Here is a 22,111-nt window from a genome sequence, read left to right as displayed (position 1 = left end):
ACAGGCTCATGAGCATTATTTCTACCAAATACCTTTTGCAGGACGCGCAGACGAAGGGCTATGCCGTTCCGGCCTTTAACATCCACAACGCCGAGACGATCCAGGCGATCCTCGAAGTCTGTAGCGAAATGCGCTCGCCGGTGATCCTCGCGGGTACGCCGGGTACGTTTAAACATATTGCGCTGGAAGAGATTTACGCCTTGTGCAGCGCCTATTCCCTCACTTATGACATGCCGCTGGCGCTGCATCTCGATCACCACGAATCGCTGGACGATATTCGCCGCAAAGTCCATGCCGGCGTACGCAGCGCAATGATCGACGGCAGCCACTATCCGTTTGAACAGAACGTGAAGCTGGTGAAGTCGGTCGTCGATTTCTGCCACCTCAACGACTGTAGCGTCGAGGCCGAGCTGGGACGACTGGGCGGGGTGGAAGATGACATGAGCGTCGACGCCGAAAGCGCGTTTCTGACCGACCCGCAGGAAGCGAAACGCTTTGTCGAGCTGACTGGGGTGGACAGCCTCGCCGTTGCCATCGGTACCGCACACGGCCTCTATACCAAACGGCCAAAAATCGATTTCCAGCGGCTGGCCGAGATCCGCGAGATGGTGACGGTGCCTCTGGTACTACACGGCGCGAGCGATGTGCCGGATGAGGACGTGCGCCGCACCATTGAGCTGGGCGTCTGCAAAGTGAACGTTGCAACAGAACTGAAAATCGCCTTCTCCGACGCCGTTAAAGCCTGGTTTGCCGAAAACCCGCAGGGCAACGATCCGCGCTTCTACATGCGCGTCGGCATGGATGCCATGAAGGAGGTGGTCAGAAGCAAAATCACCGTTTGCGGCTCGGCAAACCGACTGCTGCTTCCGGCTGAAGCCTGATCCCATCGCGCATTACATCAATACCTAAAAAATAACTATAAGCCTCGCAAATATGAAGGCGCGTCCTTAAGCCGGACAGCGCCTTCCATTATCCTAAAAAATCCGAGGAGTCCCTACATGACACAGGAAAAGTCGTTTAAATCGAAAGCGTGGGAATTTTTCCAAAGCCTGGGAAAGACCTTTATGTTCCCGGTGTCCCTGCTTGCCTTTATGGGGCTGCTGCTGGGTATTGGCAGTTCCGTTACCAGCCCCTCCACCATCAAAAGTTTTCCTTTTCTGGGCGGCGAGTTAACGCAGCTCACCTTTGGTTTTATCGCCATGGTCGGCGGGTTTGCCTTTACCTACCTGCCGCTGATGTTTGCCATGGCAATCCCGATGGGCCTTGCCAAACGCAATAAAGCGGTAGGCGCCTTTGCCGGATTCGTTGGCTACATGCTGATGAACATGAGCATCAACTATTACCTGACCGCCACCCACCAGCTTGCCGATGCCGCCACCATGAGACAGGTGGGACAATCCATCGTGCTGGGCATTCAAACGCTGGAGATGGGCGTACTGGGCGGCATTGTGGTGGGGGTCATCACCTACTTCCTGCACGAACGCTTTCAGGACACGGTGCTGCACGACGCCTTTGCCTTCTTTAGCGGCATTCGTTTTGTCCCGATTATTACCGCCCTCACCCTGTCGCTGGTCGGTTTGTTCATCCCCCTGCTGTGGGAATATGTGGCGATGGGCATTGCGGGTATTGGTCATATTATCCAGAGCACCAGCGTTTTTGGGCCGTTCCTGTATGGCGTGGGCGTGCTGCTGCTTAAACCCTTCGGCCTGCATCACATTCTGCTGGCGATGGTGCGCTTCACCCCGGCGGGCGGCGTGGAGATGGTCAACGGCCATGAGGTGGCCGGTGCGTTGAATATTTTCTACGCCGAGCTGAAGGCCGGCCTGCCGTTTAGCCCGCACGTTACGGCATTTTTATCGCAAGGTTTTATGCCGACCTTTATCTTCGGCCTGCCTGCCGTGGCCTATGCCATCTACCGCACCGCGCGCCCGGAGAACCGTCCGGTGATTAAAGGGCTGCTGCTTTCCGGCGTGCTGGTTTCGGTGGTCACCGGCATTTCGGAGCCGATTGAATTCCTGTTCCTGTTTATCGCTCCTGTGCTTTATGCCTTCCATATCGTTATGTCGGGCCTGGCGCTGCTGGTGATGGCGCTGCTCGGCGTCACCATCGGCAACACCGACGGCGGCATTCTGGACCTGCTGATCTTCGGCGTCATGCAGGGAACGTCGACCAAATGGTATCTGCTGTTCCCGGTGGGTATTGCCTGGTTTGCTATCTACTTCTTCGTCTTCCGCTGGTACATCCTCAAACACGATATTAAAACGCCGGGCCGTGAGGTTGACGCGCAGGGTGCGCTCCAGGCGGTGGAAGCCAATACCCGGGCACGTGGAAAATCGAAATACGATCATGGGCTTATTCTTCGTGCGCTTGGCGGCAAAGAGAATATTGAGTCGCTCGACAACTGCATTACCCGCTTGCGTCTGGTAGTGAAAGATATGGGGCTTATCGACCAGCAGGCGCTGAAGGCCGCGGGCGCCCTGTCCGTCGTGGTGCTTGATGCCCACAGCGTTCAGGTGATCATCGGCCCGCAGGTGCAGAGCGTCAAAACCGGCATTGAAGCCTTAATTTAACAGGGGGTCGTTGTGTTTGATTTCGACAGGATCATTGAGCGTAAAAGCGATAAGTGCCGTAAATGGGATCATGCGTTTGTGTGCTCGCGTTTTGGTGATGTCCCGGAGGGATTTATCCCGCTGTGGATAGCAGATATGGACTTCACCTCGCCACCCGCCGTGACTGAAGGCTTCCAGCGCATCGTGGAGCATGGCACCTTCGGTTATACCTGGTGCTTCGACGAATTCTACGATGCGGTCATCGCCTTCCAGCGCATCCGTCATCAGGTTGAGGTGGAGAGGTCATGGATCACCCTGACCTACGGCACCGTGTCCACGCTGCACTATACGGTTCAGGCGTTCTGCACACCCGGCGACTGCGTGATGATGAACACCCCGGTCTACGATCCGTTTGCCATGGCGACGCAGCGACAGGGCGTGCAAGTACTCGCTAACCCGCTGCGCGTGGAAGATAACCGCTACCAGCTTGATTTTAACCTGACCGAAGCGCTACTCAGAACGCACCGGCCCGCGCTGTGGTTCTTCTGCTCGCCGCATAACCCCTCCGGCAGGATCTGGCGCGCGGATGAGATCCGCCAGGTCTCCGAACTCTGCAAACGCTACGGCACCATTCTGGTGGTAGATGAGGTGCACGCGGAACATATTCTCGACGGCACGTTCGTGAGCTGTTTGACCTCCGGCTGCGCCGCGCTGGATAACCTGATTGTGCTGACCTCCCCGAATAAAGCGTTCAACCTGGGGGGGCTAAAAACATCCTACTCGATGATTCCAGACGATTCGCTGCGCCAGCGCTTCCGTCAGCAGCTTGAGAAGAACTCCATTACCTCGCCAAATATCTTCGGCGTGTGGGGGATTATTCTGGCCTATCAGCACGGCCTGCCGTGGCTCGACGCGCTGAACGGTTATCTGCGCGGCAATGCCCGCTACCTGGCGGATGCCATTCAGACCCACTTCCCGGCGTGGAAGATGATGAACCCGGAGTCGTCGTATCTCGCCTGGGTAGACGTCAGCGCGGACGATCGCAGCGCGACGGCGCTTACCCAACATTTCGCAAAACAGGCTGGCGTGGTCATCGAAGACGGCAGCCACTACGTCCAGAACGGCGAAAACTACCTGCGGATCAACTTCGGCACCCAGCGCTACTGGCTGGAGCAGTCCATCAACCGAATGCTGAAGCATTACTGATAAGGATCTTACCCGATGAAAAAAATGCTCACACTCTCGCTGCTGGCGCTTTGCGTGTCCCACGGCGCGGCGGCAGCGAACTACGCGCTCAGCAACGACGCTATTGCCCTCTCGTTTGATGATGCAAACGCAGCGGCCGTGGTGAAGGACAGCAGGGCTAACCATCCGCTCGCGCCGCAGGAGCTGTTTTTTCTGACGCTGCCGGATGAAACAAAAATCCATACCGCTGATTTTAAAATCAAGCACGTCGAAAAGCAGGACAACGCGATTGTCGTCGATTTTACGCATCCGGATTTTAACGTGACGGTGAAGCTGAACCTGGTGAAGGATAAATACGCCAGTATCGATTACACCATCGCTGCGGTCGGCCAGCCGCGGGACGTGGCGAAAATCACCTTCTTCCCGACGAAAAAGCAGTCCCAGGCGCCTTACGTTGACGGGGCGATCAACAGCTCGCCGATCGTGGCCGACTCGTTCTTCATTCTGCCAGACAAACCGATTGTAAATACTTACGCTTATGAAGCCACCACGAACCTGAACGTCGAGCTGAAAACGCCCATTCAGCCTGAAGCGCCGGTCAGCTACACCACCTGGTTTGGCACCTTCCCGGAACCCGGTCAGCTGCGCCGCAGCGTGAACCAGTTTATTGATGCCGTGCGTCCGCGGCCGTACAAGCCTTATCTGCACTACAACAGCTGGATGGACATCGGCTTCTTTACCCCGTACTCCGAGCAGGATGTGCTGGGACGGATGGACGAATGGAACAAGGAATTTATCGCCGGGCGCGGCGTGGCACTGGACGCGTTCCTGCTGGACGATGGCTGGGACGATCGCACCGGACGGTGGCTGTTTGGCCCGGCATTCAGCAACGGTTTCGGCAAGGTCAGGGAGAAAGCCGACAGCCTGCACAGCTCGGTTGGGCTGTGGCTTTCACCGTGGGGCGGCTACAACAAGCCGCGCGATATTCGCGTCTCGCATGCAAAAGAGTACGGATTTGAAACCGTAGACGGGAAGCTGGCGCTGTCAGGGCCGAACTACTTTAAAAACTTTAACGATCGGATCATCACGCTGATCGAAAACGAGCACATTACCTCGTTTAAGCTCGACGGCATGGGCAACGCCAACTCGCATATCAAGGGGAGCCCGTTTGCCTCAGATTTCGACGCGTCAATCGCCCTGCTGCATAACATGCGTAGCGCCAACCCAAACCTGTTTATCAACCTGACGACCGGCACCGACGCCAGCCCGTCCTGGCTGTTCTACGCTGACGCGATCTGGCGTCAGGGCGATGATATCAACCTGTACGGCCCCGGCACGCCGGTGCAGCAGTGGATGACCTACCGCGATGCTGAAACCTGGCGATCCATCGTGCGCAAAGGCCCGCTGTTCCCGCTGAACTCGCTGATGTACCACGGGATCGTCAGCGCCGAGAATGCGTATTACGGTCTGGAGAAGGTGCAAACGGACAGCGATTTTGCCGACCAGGTGTGGAGCTACTTCGCAACCGGCACCCAGTTGCAGGAACTGTACATCACGCCATCCATGCTCAACAAGGCGAAGTGGGATACCCTGGCGCAGGCCGCAAAATGGTCGCGTGAGAATGCCAGCGTGCTGGTGGACACTCACTGGATTGGCGGTGACCCGACTGCGCTTCAGGTTTACGGCTGGGCCTCCTGGAGCAAAGACAAAGCGATTTTTGGCTTACGCAACCCGTCGGATAAGCCGCAACGTTACTATCTGGATTTAACGAAAGATTTTGAGATCCCAGCTGGAGAACGTTCGCAGTTTACCCTCAAAGCCGTGTACGGCAGTAATTCAACCGTACCGGAGGAGTATAAAAACGCCGTGGTGATCACACTGCAACCGCTGGAAACGCTGGTGTTTGAGGCGATGCCTGGGAAATAAAAAGTGTTCAGCTGGCAGGTTAAGGCATGACCTGCCAGCTTCCCCCTTTCCTTGCCCCCAGGCGTTTTAATTTACCCTTTGTTTGCAAAGAACGGAGATAACGTTCCGCAGTGCGGGAAGTCACCCCCAATACAGAGGCCAACATCACCGCAGTCATTTGCGGTTGAACGGTAAGCAGCTCAAGGATAGTGTTTTCCTTTTCCGACAATTCTTCCGACATTTTTTCCGACATGACGGATGTCATATCGATGCCTTCCCGCAAAGCTTCGGCCAAATTTTGTAACATAAACGCCACGAATGCCGTGCAATCACTGGCCCGATCGCATTGTCCTAAAATCTGGTAATAGCGCGATTGCTGGAAGTGAATGAGTGTTTCAACGGGCAGCCATGCAAGTTCTGCACGCCACTGGCTTAAGATCAACGTTTGCCACAGCCGCCCCATGCGGCCATTTCCATCCGAAAAGGGATGAATAAATTCGAACTCGTAGTGAAATACCGAGCTGGCAATCAACGGGTGAAGATCGGTCTGCTTAAGCCAGGAAAGAAGATCGTCGATAAGGCGGTTCATTTGTGACGCTGGCGGGGCCATGTGGACTAACTGGTTTCCACGGTACACCCCTACGTCCCCCTTTCTGAGCTTTCCGGGGTGATCGACCAGACCCATCATCAATAATCGGTGTGCACTGAGTAAGTCGTTGAGCTTCCAGGGCTTCCATTCGGTCAATTTCTCATATGCCAGGATAGCATTGCGTACTTCCTGAATATCTTTTTCAGGTGCAAGCACGCGTTTGCCATCCATGATTGCCGTCACCTGTCCGGTCGTTAATGAGTTATGTTCGATGGCCAGGGAAGCCTGAATAGTGCGTATCCTGTTCTCTTTGCGCAGTAAGGGTGATGTTCTGCCTGAATGAGCCGCCCAGTGCCCCAATAGTTCACCAATCTCAACAACCTGATTAAGAATAAATGGCGTGATAGTAAATGGCGGCTGATAGCGGCTCATGTCACCTACTCCCCCTGCTGCTCCAGCGCGTATTTATACAGCGCATTTTTCTTCACGCCGTGGATCTCTGCCGCCAGCGCAGCCGCTTTTTTCAGAGGAAGTTCAGCCTGTAGCAGGGCCAGCGTACGCAGCGCATCGGCAGGCAGGGCGTCTTCCTGCGCTTTATGCCCTTCGACAATCAGCACCATTTCGCCCTTGCGGCGGTTTTCATCCTCTTTCACCCATGCCAGCAGCTCGCCGACCGGCGCACCGTGAATGGTTTCCCACGTTTTGGTCAGCTCGCGCGCCAGCACCACGTAGCGCCCTTCGCCCCAGACGGTCACCATATCTTCCAGGCTTTCCAGCAGGCGGTGAGTGGATTCGTAGAAAATCAGGGTACGCGGTTCGGCTTCCAGATCCTTTAACACGTCGCGGCGGCCTTTGGATTTGGCGGGCAGGAAACCTTCGTAGCAGAAACGATCGGACGGCAGACCCGCCGCGCTTAATGCGGCAATAGCAGCACACGGCCCCGGCAGCGGCACCACGCGTATCCCGGCTTCACGGCAGGTGCGCACCAGATGGTAACCCGGATCGTTAATCAGCGGCGTACCCGCATCAGAGACCAGGGCGATGTTCTGCCCTTCCTTAAGCTTCGCCACCAGCGTTTCGGCTTTTTGTTGCTCATTGTGATCGTGCAGGGCAAACAAACGGGCGTTAATGGCAAAGTGTTGCAGCAGTAAACCGGTATGACGGGTGTCTTCAGCAGCAATTAAATCAACAGCTTGCAATACAGTGAGTGCACGTTGGGTAATATCAGACAAATTCCCGATAGGAGTAGGTACAATATAAAGCTGGCCTTGAGAATTATCTGCCGTTTCGTGTTGTTTCATTGTCTCGTCCGTATTGCCGATTTAATATTGAGCATTGCGTAAAAAAATCACTGGATACAGTATGGTACCGTTAACGTTTCTTCGAAAAAAAGCCGCGCACAGCGTGCCCCTCCTGCTGGCAGCCCTGATCTTTACAGGCTGCGGCACCCAGGCACCCGACCAGAGCACTGCCCATATGCAGGGATCCGCTCAGGCTGATTCTGGCTTTTATCTGCAACAAATGTCGCAGAGTACAAATGATACCAGGATCAACTGGCAATTACTCGCCATTCGTGCACTGCTGAAGGAAGGCAAAACCCAGCAGGCCGCCGAACTTTTCAGCCAGCTGCCGAAGGAGCTTAACGACGAGCAGCGTCGTGAGCAGACCCTGCTGTCGGCTGAACTGAAGGTCGCGCAGAAAGATGACGACGGCGCGAAGAAGATCCTCGGCACCATCGATCTAAGCACCCTGGATAAAAATCAGCAGGCCCGTTTCTGGCAGGCCGGTATCACCGCTGAGCAGGGTCGCCCTTCCCTGACGCTACTCCGCGCGCTGATTGCCCAGGAGCCACTGCTCGCGGGTGCGGACAAGCAGAAAAATATTGACGCCACCTGGCAGGCGCTCGCCTCTATGACCCAGGATCAGGCCAGGGCACTGGTGATCAACGCCGATGAAAATGTGCTGCAAGGCTGGCTGGATCTGCAACAGATGTGGTTCAACAACCGCAGCGATCCGGACATGCTGAAAGCCGGTATTACCGACTGGCAAAAGCGCTACCCGCAAAACCCGGGGGCAAAAATGCTGCCAACGCAGCTGGTGAACGTGCAAAACTTTAAGCCCGCTTCCACCAGCAAAATCGCCCTGCTGCTGCCGTTAAACGGCCAGGCAGCGGTGTTTGGACGCGCCATTCAGCAGGGTTTTGAAGCCGCCAAAAACGGCACTACCGCCGTCAGCGGCAGCGCGGTTCCGGCACAGGCTGCACAGGCGGCAAACGTGAATGACGTTGTCAGCCCGTCGGCTGCTGAAACCGAAGACCTGACCACCGCGCAAACCCCTGCGCAGGGCACCATGCAGAACCCGGTTACCGCCCCAACGACGCCAGCTGCTGCCCCAGCGCCTGCTGCGACGCAGGCACCGGCTGAAACTCAGGCGCCCGTCACGGCAGAACAGCCTCAGCCGCAAGCTGCGCAGCCGGAACAGCAGCCAGCGGCCCAGCAGCAGGCTGTGGCAACCACCAGCGCTAACCCTGGCGCAGAACTGAAAATTTACGACACCAGCGCCCAGCCGCTCGATCAGGTGCTGGCGCAGGTTCAGCAGGACGGGGCCAGCATCGTTGTCGGCCCGCTGTTGAAAAACAACGTGGAAGCGCTGATGAAGAGCAACACCACGCTGAACGTGCTGGCGCTTAACCAGCCTGAGCAGGTTCAGAACCGCGCCAACATCTGTTACTTCGCGCTCTCTCCGGAGGATGAGGCCCGCGATGCGGCGCGTCATATTCACGAGCAGGGTAAACAGGCGCCGCTGCTGCTGATCCCGCGCAGCGCGCTGGGCGACCGCGTCGCCAACGCGTTTGCGCAGGAGTGGCAGACCCTGGGCGGTGGCGTGGTGTTGCAGCAGAAATTTGGCTCCGCGTCCGAACTGAGAGCGGGCGTGAACGGCGGTGCAGGTATTGCTCTTAATGGTAGCCCGGTCTCCGCCAGCCTGCCGCAGCAGCAGAGCGTCACCATCGGCGACCTTACCATCCCGGCGCCACCTACCGACGCGCAGATCAGCGGCGGCGGTAAGGTGGATTCGGCGTACATCGTCGCGACGCCGGAAGAGATCGCCTTTATCAAACCGATGATCGCCATGCGTAACGGCAGCCAGAGCGGCGCAACCCTCTACGCCAGCTCACGCAGCGCGCAGGGTACCGCAGGCCCGGATTTCCGTCTGGAAATGGATGGGCTGCAATACAGCGAAATCCCTATGCTGGCAGGCAGTAACCCGCAGCTAATGCAGCAGGCGCTGGGCGCGGTGCGCAATGATTATTCCTTGGCGCGTCTGTACGCAATGGGCGTCGATGCCTGGGCGCTGGCAAACCACTTTACCCAGATGCGTCAGGTACCGGGCTTTGAGCTTAACGGTAATACCGGCGATCTGACCGCCAATCAGGATTGTGTGATTAACAGGAAGTTATCATGGCTCAAATACCAGCAGGGGCAGATCGTCCCGGCCAGTTAAGCCGTAAGCAGACCGGCGACGCGTGGGAGTTAAAAGCGCGCCGCTGGCTTGAAGGCAAAGGACTGCGTTTTGTCGCCGCCAACGTTCGCGGGCGCGGCGGCGAAATTGACCTGATCATGAAAGACGGTCATACCATCGTGTTTGTTGAAGTACGCTACCGACAGTCGTCCCGTTTTGGCGGTGCTGCCGCCAGCGTGACGCTCGCCAAACAACAAAAATTATTACAGACTGCCCACTTGTGGCTTGCCCGCCATAATGGGAGTTTTGATACTGTGGATTGCCGTTTCGATGTGGTAGCCTTCACCGGAAATGCGATCGACTGGCTTAAAAACGCGTTTGGCGAAGACGCATAAATAAGATTTTAAAGGGATACCGTGCTCGAACGAATTAAAGTGTGCTTCACAGAAAGCATTCAAACGCAGATTGCCGCGGCGGAAGCCCTTCCGGACGCGATCTCTCGTGCAGCGATGACGCTGGTTCAGTCGCTGCTCAACGGCAACAAAATCCTCTGTTGTGGCAATGGCACGTCCGCCGCCAACGCACAGCATTTTGCTGCCAGCATGATCAATCGCTTCGAAACCGAGCGCCCAAGCTTACCTGCCATTGCACTAAACACCGATAACGTGGTCTTAACTGCGATTGCCAACGATCGTCTGCATGACGAAATTTACGCCAAGCAGGTGCGCGCCCTAGGCCATGCCGGAGACGTGCTGCTGGCAATCTCCACGCGCGGTAACAGCCGGGATATCGTTAAGGCGGTTGAAGCGGCAGTCACCCGGGACATGACGATTGTCGCCCTGACCGGCTACGACGGCGGTGAGCTGGCTGGCCTGCTGGGGCCGCAGGATGTGGAGATCCGCATTCCTTCGCACCGTAGCGCCCGCATCCAGGAGATGCACATGCTCACGGTGAACTGCTTATGCGATCTGATCGATAACACGCTTTTCCCTCACCAGGATGATTAAGGAGTTCTCATGAAGGTTTTATCGGCCCTTGCAGTCGTAATGTCTGCATTACTGCTTCAGGGATGCATCGCTGCCGCTGTCGTCGGTACCGCAGCGGTCGGCACCAAAGCAGCGACCGATCCGCGTACCGTTGGGACGCAGGTGGATGACGGTACGCTTGAGCTGCGCGTGAACAGTGCGCTGTCGAAAGACGAACAGATCAAGAAGGAAGCACGCATCAACGTGACGGCCTATCAGGGCAAAGTGCTGCTGGCAGGACAGGCGCCAAACCCTGAACTCGCCTCCCGCGCCAAACAGATCGCGATGGGCGTAGAAGGCACGGCGGAAGTGTTTAACGAGATCCGCCAGGGCCAGCCGATTGGTCTCGGCACCGCGTCATCTGATACCTGGATCACCACCAAGGTGCGTTCCCAGCTGTTGGGTACAGACCAGGTGAAATCCTCAAACGTGAAGGTGACCACGGAGAACGGCGAAGTGTTCCTGCTGGGTCTGGTGACGGAACGTGAAGGGAAAGCGGCAGCGGATATCGCCAGCCGGGTGAGCGGCGTGAAGCACGTCACCACCGCCTTTACCTACATCAAGTAATTCCCGCCTGGCAGTAGGCCCGGTAAGCGCTAGCGCCACCGGGCTTTCTTTCACACAAGCGCCATACTCCCCACAATCACGCCGCTTAACGCCACCAGCCCCGCCGTCAGCCACAGCGCTTTCGCCGGGAATGACTTACGCAGCATGATAAGCGACGGCAGGCTTACCGCGGGCAGCGTGATGAGCAGCGCCAGCGCCGGGGCGGTTCCCATGCCGGCCATCATCATGGTCTGAATAATCGGGATTTCCGCCGCGGTGGGGATCACGAACAGGCATCCGGCCACCGCCATCGCAATCACCCACATCAGCGTGTTGTCGATAGCGCCATCCGCATGCGGGAACAGCCAGACGCGCGCCGCTCCCAGCACCAGCACGGCCAGGATATAGACCGGGATGGTGCTCCAGAAAAGCTGCCACAGCGCTTTGCCCCAGCGAGCAAAAAAATTGCCCTGCGGCTCGCTGACGTCCAGCTCAACGGAAGAAGGCCCGGCCTCGTTGTCTTTCACCAGGTGCTGCACCAGCGTAGCGACAAGCACCACCGTCAGCAGGCCAGCCGCCAGGCGGATAAACGCGAAGTGCCAGCCGAGAACGAAGCCCATAAACACCAGCGTCGCCGGGTTCAGCAAAGGGTTACCCATCCAGAACGCAAGCGCGCCGCCCATCGACACACGCTGACGGCGCATACCCGCCGTCACGGGTGCAGCGCAGCAGGAGCACATCATGCCCGGCAGGGAGAAAATCGTTCCCAGCAGCGTGCCCTGCAAGCGCGGCTGTCCTAAGGTTTTAACCAGCCAGTTGCGCGGGATAAGTACCTGAATCAACGAGCCCAGCAGCACGCCCAATACCGCCGCTTTCCAGACGGCAAGAAAATAGACCATTGCGTAATCCCACGCCGCGCGTAGCGGGCTGGAATCGGCCTGCGCGAGAATCGATTTACCGATGCTGTGGGTGTCGGCGGCGGTGAAGGCTTTGCCGTAGTACGGCTGCCATTTCACATACCAGAGGCCAATGATGACCACGAGAAAGAAAAGCGCGGGCTTCCACCACTGAACGGGTGTTGCCGCCTGAGATGAAGACTGACCAGTCATACCATTCCCCGGAAGGTGTTATTTAATAAGCCGGGGAAGTTTACGCCTCGCCCTGCGCGATTTCACGCAGTTTTGCCGAAGGGATAATATTAACCCCCTCCTGCGACGGAGCCAGCGCCTCTTTCAGCATCGCCTGCGCCACGTCCCGCGCTTCGATGGACTTCCAGTTGCCCGGCAGAATGCGAAACAGCGGCGCGAAAAATGACTCGTTAAAACGCCGTTCGTCGCGGTGGCCCATCAGCATGGAAGGCCGGACAATCGTCAGGCGCTCCCACTTCTGCGCAATCAGCGCCTCTTCCATTTTGCCCTTCACCTTGTTGTAGAAAAACGGCGAGCTGGCGTTTGCCCCGTGGGCGCTGACCACGAGGAAATGCTTTGCACCCAGCTTTTTCGCCGTCAGGGCGGTATCCACCACCAGCGTGTAATCCGCATGGACGAACGCTTCCTTTGTGCCCGCTTCACGTCGGGTGGTGCCAAGGCAGCAAAAAGCGATATCAATGGGATCCTGCACCTGCGCCAGCGCGTCGGTGAGCTGCGGATCGTGCGGGTTATAGACGCCGGTGATATCCAACAGCGGGCGGCGCGTCGGGGCGGCAATATAGTTGATATGCCGGTCCTGGATCAGCAGCCGCAGCAGATGTCCACCCACCAGCCCGGTTGCGCCGGTAATCAGTACCTGACTCATCTTATCCCCTTTACAGAATTGTCCGTTTGCGATCTGGGCCTGCTCTACCACACTTAAAAGTCTGTTACCGGTAAGTATTTACCACAAACGGGAAAAAAACAGTCTGAAGCGAAAACAACGGAGGAAGCATGGGTAAGAAAATCGCAGTCTTGATTACCGACGAGTTTGAAGATTCAGAATTTACGTCGCCAGCAGAGGCATTCCGCAAGGCAGGCCATGAGGTCATCACCATTGAGAAAGAAGCGGGTAAAACCGTGAAGGGCCACAAGGGCGAAGCCAGCGTGACCATCGACGAGTCCATCGATAACGTCAGCCCGTCAGATTTCGACGCCCTGCTGTTACCGGGCGGCCATTCACCGGATTCCCTGCGCGGGGACGAGCGTTTCGTCACCTTTACCCGTGACTTCGTCGGCACCGGCAAGCCGGTCTTTGCCATCTGCCACGGCCCGCAGCTGCTGATCAGCGCGGAGGTGGTGCGCGGGCGTAAGCTCACCGCGGTGAAGCCGATCGTTATCGATCTGAAAAACGCCGGCGCCGAGTTTTACGACCAGGAAGTGGTTAACGACAATGACCAGCTGATCACCAGCCGTACGCCGGACGATCTTCCGGCGTTTAACCGCGAAGCGCTACGCCTGCTCGGCGCGTAGCCAGTGAAGCTTCTTGCCAAAGCCCAGGGTATTGTCGGTAAATTTCAGCTCATCAACGCGGATTTCCCACACCGGGGCTTTTAGCGCAGCGGCAACCGGGAAGCGGCGCGTGTAGCGTTTACGCTGCGCGTCGCTTTCTTCCCCTTCCAGGCGACGAATTTCGCCTTTGAACTGCACCCCGCGGATCAGCGCGACGGTTTTAGGCTGGCCGTTGACCGTGCCCGCCACTTTCGCCTGTTGGCCCGTCATCCGGGCATGTCGCGTTTTGTCTTCGCTCATCACGTAAAAGGCCACGCGCTCAGGATCGTAGTAATAGAATGCGTTCGCGCACCACATCTCCTCGTCTTTACAGACGCACCAGGTCACGACGTGCTGCTTTGCCAGCCAGCGGTTAATGACGTCCAGTGTTTCCATTTTCGCTCTCTCTCATGCTATGGTGCGTTCACCTTAACATACTGAATCCGTTTACCGTGTGCTGGTTTCTCTATCTTGTCCGAACCGCTGATAACGCTCTCTACACCGGGATCACTACCGACGTGGCGCGGCGTTTTTTGCAGCATCAAACGGGAAAAGGGGCGAAAGCCCTGCGGGGGAAAGGGGAATTGCAGCTGGCTTTTTCAGCCCCTGTCGGCGAGAGATCCCTCGCGCTCAGGCTGGAATACCGCATTAAGCAGCTGACGAAGCGCCAGAAAGAGCGCCTCGTTACCGGAGACGGCTCTTTTGAGGCGCTGCGCGAGAGCCTGATTAAAAGCGATTGAAGTGGTCGTGGTATTCCACCAGACCGTTCACGCCGTCCAGCGCATCGTCCGCCAGAGGATGCACCAGGAACGACGTTTCCGTGCCCGGCCAGTGGCAGCGCAGATCGTATTTAGCCGCAGGCTCAAAGCCTAAACGTTCGTAGAAGGCCGGATCGCCCAGAACGACGACGGCGGCATAGCCAAATTCATTCAGTGAATCCAGCCCTTCATAGACCAGCTGGCGCGCCAGACCCTGACCACGGTAGTTTTCGTCCACCGCCAGCGGCGCCATGCCAACCCACTGTAACTCTTCGCCCTGCACAATTACCGGACTGAACGCCACGTAGCCGACCACCTGCCCCTCATCGTCGGTGGCAACCAAACCCAGCGTAATCAGGCCATCTTCGCGGAGATCATGTACCAACTGGGCTTCGGCGTCGCCTGCAAAAGAGCGGCGTAACAACGTATCGATACCCGGTGCATCAATCCCAATTTCGACTCGAATCAGCATGGTTCACCTACTGAAGTGTGTTTACCGTCGGGCGGGGTTTTCAGCCCGGCCTCAACGAAATCTGCCATTTGCATCAGCATCATACGCAGCGCTTTCGGCATCTGCTCCAGCTCAATGGCATCCATTAAATTCTTCACGTACAGACCGAGCTCTGTGTCGCCTTCAATCACCAGACGACGCTGGAAGAACAGCGTATCAGGATCCTGCTTGCGCGCGGCGATCATCAGCAGATCGCTGGCATCCGCGCTGAAGCTGACATCCGCCTCGGCGGACTCACGTACGATCAGCCGATCGTTCTCAACGGACGTAAACCAGCGCAACCCGATATCGCGCACTTCAATCTTTAGCCAGCGGCCTTCCAGAAACTCCAGCTCGCCGTCCTGTAGCGCCTGGCGGAACTGCCAGCTCAGCACCTGTTCCAGCACCTGGCGCTTAAGCGCGAATGGCGCCAGCTTGACCGGCACGCTCAGCATTGATGGGCCAAATTGTACGAAACGTGAACGCAGTTTATCCAGCACGAGCTTTACTCCCTGATAGCTATAATCCTGCTATTTTGCCATATCCCGGCAAGAAGATAGCGGCGTAAATCAACAAACCGTTGTCCGGTATACCTCATTATTGGTGCCATCAATACGCCATTAGCTGCCTTAAATCAAAAATTGTCGCGTATGGGTTAATTAAAATCCCAGCTCGTTAACATTTTTTACGATCCTTGCGATCGACAACATCGGGATAAATTATGGAGCTGCTCTGCCCTGCCGGAAACCTTCCGGCGCTTAAGGCGGCCATCGAAAATGGGGCCGATGCGGTCTATATCGGGCTGAAGGATGATACCAACGCCCGCCATTTTGCGGGTCTTAACTTTACGGAGAAAAAGCTTCAGGAAGCCGTCAACTTCGTTCACCAGCACCGCCGTAAGCTGCACATCGCCATCAATACCTTTGCCCATCCTGATGGCTATGCCCGCTGGCAGCGCGCCGTGGATATGGCAGCCCAGCTGGGCGCCGACGCGCTGATCCTGGCCGACCTCGCCATGCTTGAGTATGCGGCAGAACGCTATCCGCATATTGAGCGCCACGTCTCTGTTCAGGCATCGGCCACCAATGAAGAGGCCGTGCGTTTTTATCATCAACACTTTGACGTGGCCCGCGTGGTGCTGCCGCGCGTGCTCTCTATTCATCAGGTTAAGCAGCTGGCGCGCGTCACGCCAGTACCGCTGGAGGTTTTTGCCTTCGGCAGCCTGTGCATCATGGCGGAAGGCCGCTGCTATCTTTCTTCCTATCTCACCGGGGAATCGCCCAATACCGTCGGCGCCTGCTCACCTGCCCGCTTCGTTCGCTGGCAGCAGACGCCGCAGGGTCTGGAGTCGCGCCTGAACGATGTGTTAATCGACCGCTATCAGGACGGTGAAAACGCGGGCTACCCGACGCTGTGCAAAGGCCGCTATCTGGTGGACGGCGAACGCTACCACGCGCTGGAGGAGCCCACCAGCCTCAACACGCTGGAGCTGCTCCCGGAGCTACTGGCCGCCAATATTGCCTCGGTGAAAATCGAAGGCCGCCAGCGTAGCCCGGCCTACGTGAGCCAGGTGGCGAAGGTGTGGCGTCAGGCCATCGACCGCTGCATGGCAGACCCGCAGAACTACGCACCCCAGGCGGCCTGGATGGAGACGCTCGGCGCAATGTCCGAAGGCACGCAAACCACGCTCGGCGCGTATCACCGTAAATGGCAGTGAGATACCCATGAAATATTCATTAGGGCCGGTGCTTTACTACTGGCCAAAAGAGACGCTGGAAGATTTTTACCAGCAGGCGGCTAACAGCAGCGCCGATGTGATTTACCTCGGTGAAGCGGTGTGCAGCAAACGCCGCGCCACCAAAGTGGGCGACTGGCTGGAGATGGCGAAAAGCCTCGCCGGCAGCGGTAAGCAGGTGGTGCTCTCGACGCTGGCGTTGGTACAGGCGTCCTCTGAACTGGGCGAGCTGAAACGCTACGTGGAGAACGGCGAGTTTCTGCTGGAGGCGAGCGACCTGGGCGTGGTGAACATGTGCGCCGAACGTAAGCTGCCGTTTGTCGCCGGGCATGCGCTGAACTGCTATAACGCGGTGACCCTGCGCCTGCTGCTTAAACAGGGAATGACCCGCTGGTGTATGCCGGTGGAGCTCTCCCGCGACTGGCTGGCTAACCTGCTCACTCAGTGTGAAGAACTGGGCATTCGCAACAAGTTTGAAGTGGAAGTGCTGAGCTACGGCCACCTGCCTCTGGCCTACTCTGCCCGCTGCTTCACCGCGCGCTCGGAAGATCGTCCAAAAGACGAATGCGAAACCTGCTGTATTAAGTACCCGAACGGGCGCAGCATGCTGTCGCAGGAGAACCAGCAGGTGTTTGTCCTGAACGGCATTCAGACCATGAGCGGTTACGTCTATAACCTCGGCAACGAGCTGGCGTCGATGGACGGACTGGTAGACGTGGTGCGCCTTTCGCCGCTCGATACCGGCGTGTTCGCGATGCTGGACGCCTTCCGCGCCAATGAAAACGGCGCGTCGCCGCTGCCGCTTTTGGCAAACAGCGACTGTAATGGCTACTGGAAACGCCTCGCCGGTCTGGAGCTTCAGGCGTAAAAAAGGCTCACTTTGTTAACAACGGTTAGTAAACTTTAATGCAGTATTAAAGATTCACCGTCGACAAAGTGAGCTGTTATGACTGATAAAACCCTTCCGTTTTCGGTGCTGGATCTGGCGCCGATCCCACAAGGCTCCTCGGCAAGAGAAGCCTTCACGCACTCTCTCGATCTCGCTCAGCTGGCCGAAAAGCGGGGCTATCACCGCTACTGGCTGGCGGAGCACCACAACATGGTCGGCATCGCCAGCGCCGCTACATCGGTGCTGATTGGCTATCTGGCAGCGAATACCACCACTCTGCACCTTGGCTCCGGTGGCGTGATGCTGCCGAACCACGCCCCGCTGGTGATAGCCGAGCAGTTCGGGACGCTGAACACCCTCTATCCGGGCCGTATTGATTTAGGCCTTGGCCGCGCACCGGGCAGCGACCAGCCAACCATGCGCGCCCTGCGTCGCCACATGAGCGGCGATATCGATAACTTCCCGCGCGACGTGGCGGAGCTGGTGGACTGGTTCGACGCACGGGATCCGAACCCGCACGTGCGTCCGGTGCCGGGCTACGGGGAAAAGATCCCCGTGTGGCTGTTAGGTTCAAGCCTGTACAGCGCGCAGCTCGCCGCCCAGCTGGGTCTGCCGTTCGCCTTCGCTTCCCACTTCGCACCGGATATGCTGCATCAGGCGCTGCATCTCTACCGCACGAATTTCAAACCGTCTGAACGTCTGGAGAAGCCGTACGCGATGGTGTGTATCAATATCGTTGCCGCCGACAGCAATCGCGACGCGGAATTCCTGTTTACCTCTATGCAGCAGGCGTTTGTGAAGCTGCGCCGCGGCGAGACGGGCCAGTTGCCGCCTCCGGTGGAAAATATGCATCAGCTGTGGTCGGCCTCCGAGCAGTATGGCGTGCAGCAGGCGCTGAGCATGTCGCTGGTGGGTGATAAGGCAAAAGTGCGTCACGGACTGGAAGCAGTGCTTCGGGAAACGCAGGCGGATGAGATTATGGTCAACGGCCAGATTTTCGATCACCAGGCGCGTTTGCATTCGTTTGACCTGGCGATGCAGGTGAAAGAAGAATTGGTGGGGTAGTTCTTTGCCGGATGGCGGCTTCGCCTTATCCGGCCTACGCCATCCCTGTAGGCCCGGTAAGCGTAGCGCCACCGGGCTTTGTGTTTACTGGTACACAGGCAACAGGTTAAAGCTCGACAGCACGTGCACCACCGCGTTACCCACCCCAAAGACCAGGATCAGCGCAATCATCGGTTTACCGCCCCAGACGCGGAATTTCGGGCTGCCGAAGCGTTTACGTGATTTACGTGCCAGCAGCGCCGGCACAATCGCCGCCCAGATGGTTGCCGCCAGTCCGGCATAGCCGATGGCATACAAGAAACCGTTCGGCCACAGCAGGCCGCCGACAATCGGTGGCAGGAAGGTCAGCAGCGCGGTTTTGAAGCGCCCCATCGCAGAATCATCAAAGCCAAACAGATCCGCCAGGTAGTCAAACAGGCCCAGCGTCACGCCGAGGAAAGAACTCGCCACCGCAAAGTTAGAGAAGACCACCAGCAGCAGATCCAGGCTGCGGCTGTTCAGTACGCCGCTCAGCGCCTGTACCAGCACGTCGATGTTACCGCCCTTCTGCGCAATGCCGATAAATTCCGGACGCGGGATGTTGCCCATCGTCCCCAGCAGCCAAATCACGTACAGCCCCAGCGCCAGCAGCGTGCCGTAAATCAGGCATTTCACGATTGTGCGCGCATCTTTGCCGTAGTACTTCATCAGGCTCGGCACGTTGCCGTGGTAGCCGAACGACGCCAGACAGAACGGCAGGGTCATCAGCAGATACGGCGTGTAGGAGGTGTTCACTTCCGCGACGTTAAACAGCGTGGCGGGCGTGACGTGCCCCAGCAGGCTGCCGAAGGTCAGGAAGAAGGTGATAACCTTAGCGCCCAGCACGATCGCCGTCATGCGGCTCACCGCTTTGGTGCTCATCCAGACGATAAACGCCACGCCCAGCGCAAAGCACAGCCCCGCCAGACGCGCCGGAACGTTCAGCGACATCTCCGAAAAGGTGTGATGCAAAATCGACCCGCTCGCCGAAATGTACGCATAGGTCAGAATGTAGAGCACAAACGCGATGGACAGGCCGTTCACCAGGTTCCAGCCTTTGCCCAGCAGATCCCGGGTGATAGTGTCGAAGCTGGAGCCGATGCGGTAGTTGAGGTTGGCCTCAAGGATCATCAGCCCGGAATGGAGCATACAGAACCAGGTGAAGACCAGCGCCGCCAGCGACCAGAAAAACCACGCACCGGACATGACCACAGGCAGGGAAAACATCCCGGCACCAATGATGGTTCCGCCGATGATCACCACGCCGCCAAGCAGCGAAGGTGACGTTTGGGTGGTGGTTAGTGTTGCCATACGGCCTTTTCTCCAGTGAAAAATGTGGTTCTGCATGTTAGTGTGTTGCACTGTACCAGTACAAGAGTACAAAAGGAATAAAAAAAGCCCCGATAGCAACTATCGGGGCTGTATATTTTACTTTACGTCAGAAGCGAAAGGCTTACGCGTCACCGAAACGACGACGGCTGGCGCCTTCTTCACGGCGTGGACCACGGTTCTCACGGCGCTCGCCGGAGAAACGACGGCCTTCACCACCGCGACCTTCGCTGCGACCGCCTTCACGACGCTCGCCACCGAAACCGCGACCACCGCCGCGACGTTCGCCGCCGCGGTCAGGACGTGGCTGTGCATCGCCCAGCAGCTGCATGTTCATCGGCTTGTTCAGGATGCGGGTGCGAGTAAAGTGTTGCAGTACTTCGCCCGGCATGCCTTTTGGCAGCTCGATGGTGGAGTGGGTACCGAACAGCTTGATGTTACCAATGTAACGGCTGCTGATGTCGCCTTCGTTCGCGATTGCGCCAACGATGTGACGAACTTCAACACCATCATCACGGCCCACTTCAATGCGATACAGTTCCATGTCGCCTGCGTCACGACGCTCGCGACGTGGACGGTCTTCACCACCACGCTCTGGACGGTCGCCGCGTGGACCACGGTCGTTACGGTCGCCACGACGTTCGAAACGATCGTCACGGTCACGGAACTCACGCTTAGGACGCATCGGTGCATCTGGCGGCACGATCAGGCTACGTTCGCCCTGCGCCATTTTCAGCAGTGCTGCGGCCAGGGTTTCCATATCCAGCTCTTCGCCTTCAGCGACAGGCTGGATCTGCGACAGCAGCGCACGGTACTGATCCAGATCGCTGCTTTCCAGCTGCTGCTGTACTTTGGCGGCGAATTTTTCCAGGCGGCGTTTGCCCAGCAGTTCTGCGTTTGGCAGCTCAGCTTCTGGAATGGTCAGCTTCATGGTGCGTTCGATGTTACGCAGCAGACGACGCTCGCGGTTCTCAACGAACAGCAGCGCGCGGCCCGCACGACCTGCACGACCGGTACGGCCGATACGGTGAACGTAAGACTCGGAGTCCATCGGGATGTCGTAGTTTACAACCAGGCTGATACGCTCAACGTCCAGACCACGTGCTGCCACGTCGGTTGCAATCAGGATATCCAGACGACCGTCTTTCAGACGCTCAAGCGTCTGCTCGCGCAGGGCCTGGTTCATGTCGCCGTTCAGCGCTGCGCTGTTGTAGCCGCTACGCTCCAGCGCTTCAGCCACTTCCAGGGTCGCGTTTTTGGTACGTACGAAGATAATCGCCGCATCAAAATCTTCCGCTTCCAGGAAACGCACCAGCGCTTCGTTTTTGCGCATGCCGTATACAGACCAGTAGCTCTGGCTGATGTCCGGGCGAGTGGTCACGCTGGACTGAATGCGCACTTCCTGCGGCTCTTTCATGAAGCGGCGGGTAATGCGACGGATCGCTTCTGGCATGGTTGCAGAGAACAGAGCGGTCTGATGACCTTCCGGGATCTGCGCCATGATGGTTTCTACGTCTTCGATGAAGCCCATACGCAGCATTTCATCGGCTTCATCCAGTACCAGACCGCTCAGCTTAGAGAGGTCCAGCGTACCGCGCTTCAGGTGATCCAGCAGACGGCCCGGCGTACCGACAACGATCTGTGGACCCTGGCGCAGGGCGCGTAACTGCACGTCATAACGCTGGCCGCCGTACAGGGCTACCACGTTTACGCCGCGCATATGTTTAGAGAATTCCGTCATTGCTTCAGCAACCTGAACAGCCAGTTCACGGGTTGGAGCCAGGACGAGGATCTGCGGTGCACGCAGGTCCGGATCAATGTTGTTCAGCAGCGGCAGCGAGAATGCTGCGGTTTTACCGCTACCAGTCTGGGCCATGCCCAGCACGTCACGACCAGAAAGCAGGTGTGGGATACACTCAGCCTGGATCGGAGATGGTTTTTCGTAACCCAGATCGTTAAGGGCTTCAAGGATAGGAGCCTTCAGGCCCAGATCTGCAAAAGTGGTTTCGAATTCAGCCATGTAGTACAAGTGCCTCGATATTAATGGCGGCCAGTCTACTTAGCTCATCGTGAAAATGATTAGCAATTTTCATTGAAAAGTGTGAACCGG

Annotated in this window: 23 protein-coding genes; 13 read left to right on the top strand and 10 right to left on the bottom strand. The window is 57.5% G+C overall.

Translation table 11 applies throughout. From position 1 onward, the window contains the following. Positions 1-8 precede the first annotated feature (8 nt). The 4 genes from kbaY (at position 9) to N5C09_RS12855 (ending at position 5,660) form a co-directional block, all read left to right on the top strand. Entirely contained in the window at positions 9-881 is an 873-nt protein-coding gene (gene kbaY, locus N5C09_RS12870) for a tagatose-bisphosphate aldolase subunit KbaY (RefSeq protein ID WP_279749168.1), read from the top strand. Positions 882-998: 117 nt separating this feature from the next. Continuing rightward, entirely contained in the window at positions 999-2,570 is a 1,572-nt protein-coding gene (gene malX / locus N5C09_RS12865) for a maltose/glucose-specific PTS transporter subunit IIBC (RefSeq protein WP_279749166.1), read from the top strand. Between the two features lie 12 nt (positions 2,571-2,582). Beyond that, entirely contained in the window at positions 2,583-3,755 is a 1,173-nt protein-coding gene (locus N5C09_RS12860) for a PatB family C-S lyase (protein WP_193527080.1), read from the top strand. Between the two features lie 15 nt (positions 3,756-3,770). Continuing rightward, positions 3,771-5,660, top strand: coding sequence for an enterotoxin (locus N5C09_RS12855; RefSeq protein ID WP_279749165.1), 1,890 nt, complete (start codon positions 3,771-3,773; stop codon positions 5,658-5,660). Between the two features lie 19 nt (positions 5,661-5,679). Here N5C09_RS12855 and N5C09_RS12850 read toward each other — a convergent pair whose 3' ends face one another. Then, positions 5,680-6,660, bottom strand: a complete 981-nt coding sequence (locus N5C09_RS12850) for a Fic family protein (protein ID WP_193033107.1) — start codon at positions 6,658-6,660, stop codon at positions 5,680-5,682. Between the two features lie 5 nt (positions 6,661-6,665). Continuing rightward, complete coding sequence (rsmI, locus tag N5C09_RS12845; protein WP_000809144.1) at positions 6,666-7,529, bottom strand: 16S rRNA (cytidine(1402)-2'-O)-methyltransferase; 864 nt, start codon at positions 7,527-7,529, stop codon at positions 6,666-6,668. A 61-nt stretch (positions 7,530-7,590) separates the two neighbouring features. Between rsmI and N5C09_RS12840 the strand changes: the two genes are divergently transcribed. Genes N5C09_RS12840 through dolP form a run of 4 tightly spaced genes read left to right on the top strand, consistent with a single transcriptional unit; the run spans position 7,591 to position 11,279 of the window. After that, on the top strand, positions 7,591-9,729 hold the full coding sequence (locus tag N5C09_RS12840; RefSeq protein ID WP_279749164.1) for a penicillin-binding protein activator: 2,139 nt from the start codon (positions 7,591-7,593) through the stop codon (positions 9,727-9,729). After that, entirely contained in the window at positions 9,687-10,082 is a 396-nt protein-coding gene (locus N5C09_RS12835) for a YraN family protein (RefSeq protein ID WP_063867592.1), read from the top strand. The genes N5C09_RS12840 and N5C09_RS12835 overlap by 43 nt, the downstream gene beginning before the upstream one ends. 21 nt (positions 10,083-10,103) lie before the next feature. Continuing rightward, positions 10,104-10,694, top strand: a complete 591-nt coding sequence (gene diaA / locus N5C09_RS12830; RefSeq protein ID WP_003861754.1) for a DnaA initiator-associating protein DiaA — start codon at positions 10,104-10,106, stop codon at positions 10,692-10,694. 9 nt (positions 10,695-10,703) lie between these two features. Further along, complete coding sequence (gene dolP / locus N5C09_RS12825; protein ID WP_006812102.1) at positions 10,704-11,279, top strand: division/outer membrane stress-associated lipid-binding lipoprotein; 576 nt, start codon at positions 10,704-10,706, stop codon at positions 11,277-11,279. A gap of 50 nt (positions 11,280-11,329) precedes the next feature. Here the strand turns inward: dolP and N5C09_RS12820 are convergent, their stop codons facing one another. Next, complete coding sequence (locus N5C09_RS12820) at positions 11,330-12,367, bottom strand: permease (protein WP_063451062.1); 1,038 nt, start codon at positions 12,365-12,367, stop codon at positions 11,330-11,332. A gap of 40 nt (positions 12,368-12,407) precedes the next feature. Continuing rightward, positions 12,408-13,052, bottom strand: coding sequence for an NAD(P)H-binding protein (locus N5C09_RS12815; RefSeq protein WP_139158020.1), 645 nt, complete (start codon positions 13,050-13,052; stop codon positions 12,408-12,410). 128 nt (positions 13,053-13,180) lie between these two features. On the opposite strand from N5C09_RS12815, the gene N5C09_RS12810 reads away from it, so the two are divergent. Further along, positions 13,181-13,699, top strand: a complete 519-nt coding sequence (locus N5C09_RS12810; RefSeq protein ID WP_028014537.1) for a type 1 glutamine amidotransferase domain-containing protein — start codon at positions 13,181-13,183, stop codon at positions 13,697-13,699. Here N5C09_RS12810 and N5C09_RS12805 read toward each other — a convergent pair. Further along, positions 13,679-14,113, bottom strand: coding sequence for a YhbP family protein (locus N5C09_RS12805; protein ID WP_064909989.1), 435 nt, complete (start codon positions 14,111-14,113; stop codon positions 13,679-13,681). The two genes, N5C09_RS12810 and N5C09_RS12805, sit on opposite strands and share 21 nt — an antisense overlap. 14 nt (positions 14,114-14,127) lie before the next feature. Here N5C09_RS12805 and N5C09_RS12800 point away from each other — a divergent pair, with 14 nt between their 5' ends. Beyond that, a complete protein-coding gene (locus N5C09_RS12800) occupies positions 14,128-14,457 on the top strand; it encodes a GIY-YIG nuclease family protein (protein WP_063451059.1) in 330 nt (109 codons plus the stop codon). Here the strand turns inward: N5C09_RS12800 and N5C09_RS12795 are convergent. Then, positions 14,444-14,947, bottom strand: a complete 504-nt coding sequence (locus tag N5C09_RS12795) for an N-acetyltransferase (protein WP_063867587.1) — start codon at positions 14,945-14,947, stop codon at positions 14,444-14,446. The two genes, N5C09_RS12800 and N5C09_RS12795, sit on opposite strands and share 14 nt — an antisense overlap. Then, positions 14,941-15,465: an SCP2 domain-containing protein gene (locus N5C09_RS12790; RefSeq protein WP_279749163.1), complete on the bottom strand. Its 525-nt coding sequence runs from the start codon at positions 15,463-15,465 to the stop codon at positions 14,941-14,943. Before N5C09_RS12790 ends, N5C09_RS12795 begins: the two co-directional genes overlap by 7 nt. A gap of 221 nt (positions 15,466-15,686) precedes the next feature. Here N5C09_RS12790 and N5C09_RS12785 point away from each other — a divergent pair, with 221 nt between their 5' ends. From N5C09_RS12785 to N5C09_RS12775, 3 genes are all read left to right on the top strand, one after another. Further along, complete coding sequence (locus N5C09_RS12785; RefSeq protein WP_063451056.1) at positions 15,687-16,682, top strand: peptidase U32 family protein; 996 nt, start codon at positions 15,687-15,689, stop codon at positions 16,680-16,682. Between the two features lie 7 nt (positions 16,683-16,689). Next, positions 16,690-17,568, top strand: a complete 879-nt coding sequence (locus N5C09_RS12780; protein ID WP_279749162.1) for a U32 family peptidase — start codon at positions 16,690-16,692, stop codon at positions 17,566-17,568. Positions 17,569-17,646: 78 nt separating this feature from the next. Continuing rightward, positions 17,647-18,654 (top strand): LLM class flavin-dependent oxidoreductase, encoded by a 1,008-nt coding sequence (locus tag N5C09_RS12775; RefSeq protein ID WP_063867584.1) that lies wholly within the window; start codon positions 17,647-17,649, stop codon positions 18,652-18,654. A gap of 84 nt (positions 18,655-18,738) precedes the next feature. Here the strand turns inward: N5C09_RS12775 and mtr are convergent, their stop codons facing one another. From mtr to yrbN, 3 genes are all read right to left on the bottom strand, one after another. Then, on the bottom strand, positions 18,739-19,983 hold the full coding sequence (mtr, locus tag N5C09_RS12770; protein WP_279749161.1) for a tryptophan permease: 1,245 nt from the start codon (positions 19,981-19,983) through the stop codon (positions 18,739-18,741). 142 nt (positions 19,984-20,125) lie between these two features. Next, positions 20,126-22,021 carry a DEAD/DEAH family ATP-dependent RNA helicase gene (locus N5C09_RS12765; RefSeq protein WP_063451052.1) on the bottom strand — a complete coding sequence of 632 codons (1,896 nt, stop codon included), beginning with the start codon at positions 22,019-22,021 and terminating at the stop codon, positions 20,126-20,128. Next, positions 22,014-22,094, bottom strand: a complete 81-nt coding sequence (yrbN, locus tag N5C09_RS12760; protein ID WP_097397692.1) for a protein YrbN — start codon at positions 22,092-22,094, stop codon at positions 22,014-22,016. The genes N5C09_RS12765 and yrbN overlap by 8 nt, the downstream gene beginning before the upstream one ends. Positions 22,095-22,111: the final 17 nt, after the last annotated feature.

It is taken from the genome of Enterobacter sp. GD03975 (assembly GCF_029838645.1).
GTDB lineage: Bacteria > Pseudomonadota > Gammaproteobacteria > Enterobacterales > Enterobacteriaceae > Enterobacter > Enterobacter quasihormaechei.
Note: the sequence above shows the minus strand (reverse complement) of the source record. Positions and strands in the feature narration are given on the sequence as shown.

Bases quoted from the DNA above. Each gene is read 5' to 3' on its own strand.
- kbaY (WP_279749168.1), top strand. From the start codon at position 9: ATGAGCATTATTTCTACCAAATACCTTTTGCAGGACGCGCAGACGAAG.
- malX (WP_279749166.1), top strand. From the start codon at position 999: ATGACACAGGAAAAGTCGTTTAAATCGAAAGCGTGGGAATTTTTCCAA.
- N5C09_RS12855 (WP_279749165.1), top strand. From the start codon at position 3,771: ATGAAAAAAATGCTCACACTCTCGCTGCTGGCGCTTTGCGTGTCCCAC.
- N5C09_RS12850 (WP_193033107.1), bottom strand. From the start codon at position 6,660: ATGAGCCGCTATCAGCCGCCATTTACTATCACGCCATTTATTCTTAAT.
- rsmI (WP_000809144.1), bottom strand. From the start codon at position 7,529: ATGAAACAACACGAAACGGCAGATAATTCTCAAGGCCAGCTTTATATT.
- N5C09_RS12840 (WP_279749164.1), top strand. From the start codon at position 7,591: ATGGTACCGTTAACGTTTCTTCGAAAAAAAGCCGCGCACAGCGTGCCC.
- N5C09_RS12835 (WP_063867592.1), top strand. From the start codon at position 9,687: ATGGCTCAAATACCAGCAGGGGCAGATCGTCCCGGCCAGTTAAGCCGT.
- dolP (WP_006812102.1), top strand. From the start codon at position 10,704: ATGAAGGTTTTATCGGCCCTTGCAGTCGTAATGTCTGCATTACTGCTT.
- N5C09_RS12820 (WP_063451062.1), bottom strand. From the start codon at position 12,367: ATGACTGGTCAGTCTTCATCTCAGGCGGCAACACCCGTTCAGTGGTGG.
- N5C09_RS12815 (WP_139158020.1), bottom strand. From the start codon at position 13,052: ATGAGTCAGGTACTGATTACCGGCGCAACCGGGCTGGTGGGTGGACAT.
- N5C09_RS12810 (WP_028014537.1), top strand. From the start codon at position 13,181: ATGGGTAAGAAAATCGCAGTCTTGATTACCGACGAGTTTGAAGATTCA.
- N5C09_RS12805 (WP_064909989.1), bottom strand. From the start codon at position 14,113: ATGGAAACACTGGACGTCATTAACCGCTGGCTGGCAAAGCAGCACGTC.
- N5C09_RS12800 (WP_063451059.1), top strand. From the start codon at position 14,128: ATGCTATGGTGCGTTCACCTTAACATACTGAATCCGTTTACCGTGTGC.
- N5C09_RS12795 (WP_063867587.1), bottom strand. From the start codon at position 14,947: ATGCTGATTCGAGTCGAAATTGGGATTGATGCACCGGGTATCGATACG.
- N5C09_RS12785 (WP_063451056.1), top strand. From the start codon at position 15,687: ATGGAGCTGCTCTGCCCTGCCGGAAACCTTCCGGCGCTTAAGGCGGCC.
- N5C09_RS12780 (WP_279749162.1), top strand. From the start codon at position 16,690: ATGAAATATTCATTAGGGCCGGTGCTTTACTACTGGCCAAAAGAGACG.
- N5C09_RS12775 (WP_063867584.1), top strand. From the start codon at position 17,647: ATGACTGATAAAACCCTTCCGTTTTCGGTGCTGGATCTGGCGCCGATC.
- mtr (WP_279749161.1), bottom strand. From the start codon at position 19,983: ATGGCAACACTAACCACCACCCAAACGTCACCTTCGCTGCTTGGCGGC.
- N5C09_RS12765 (WP_063451052.1), bottom strand. From the start codon at position 22,021: ATGGCTGAATTCGAAACCACTTTTGCAGATCTGGGCCTGAAGGCTCCT.
- yrbN (WP_097397692.1), bottom strand. From the start codon at position 22,094: ATGAAAATTGCTAATCATTTTCACGATGAGCTAAGTAGACTGGCCGCC.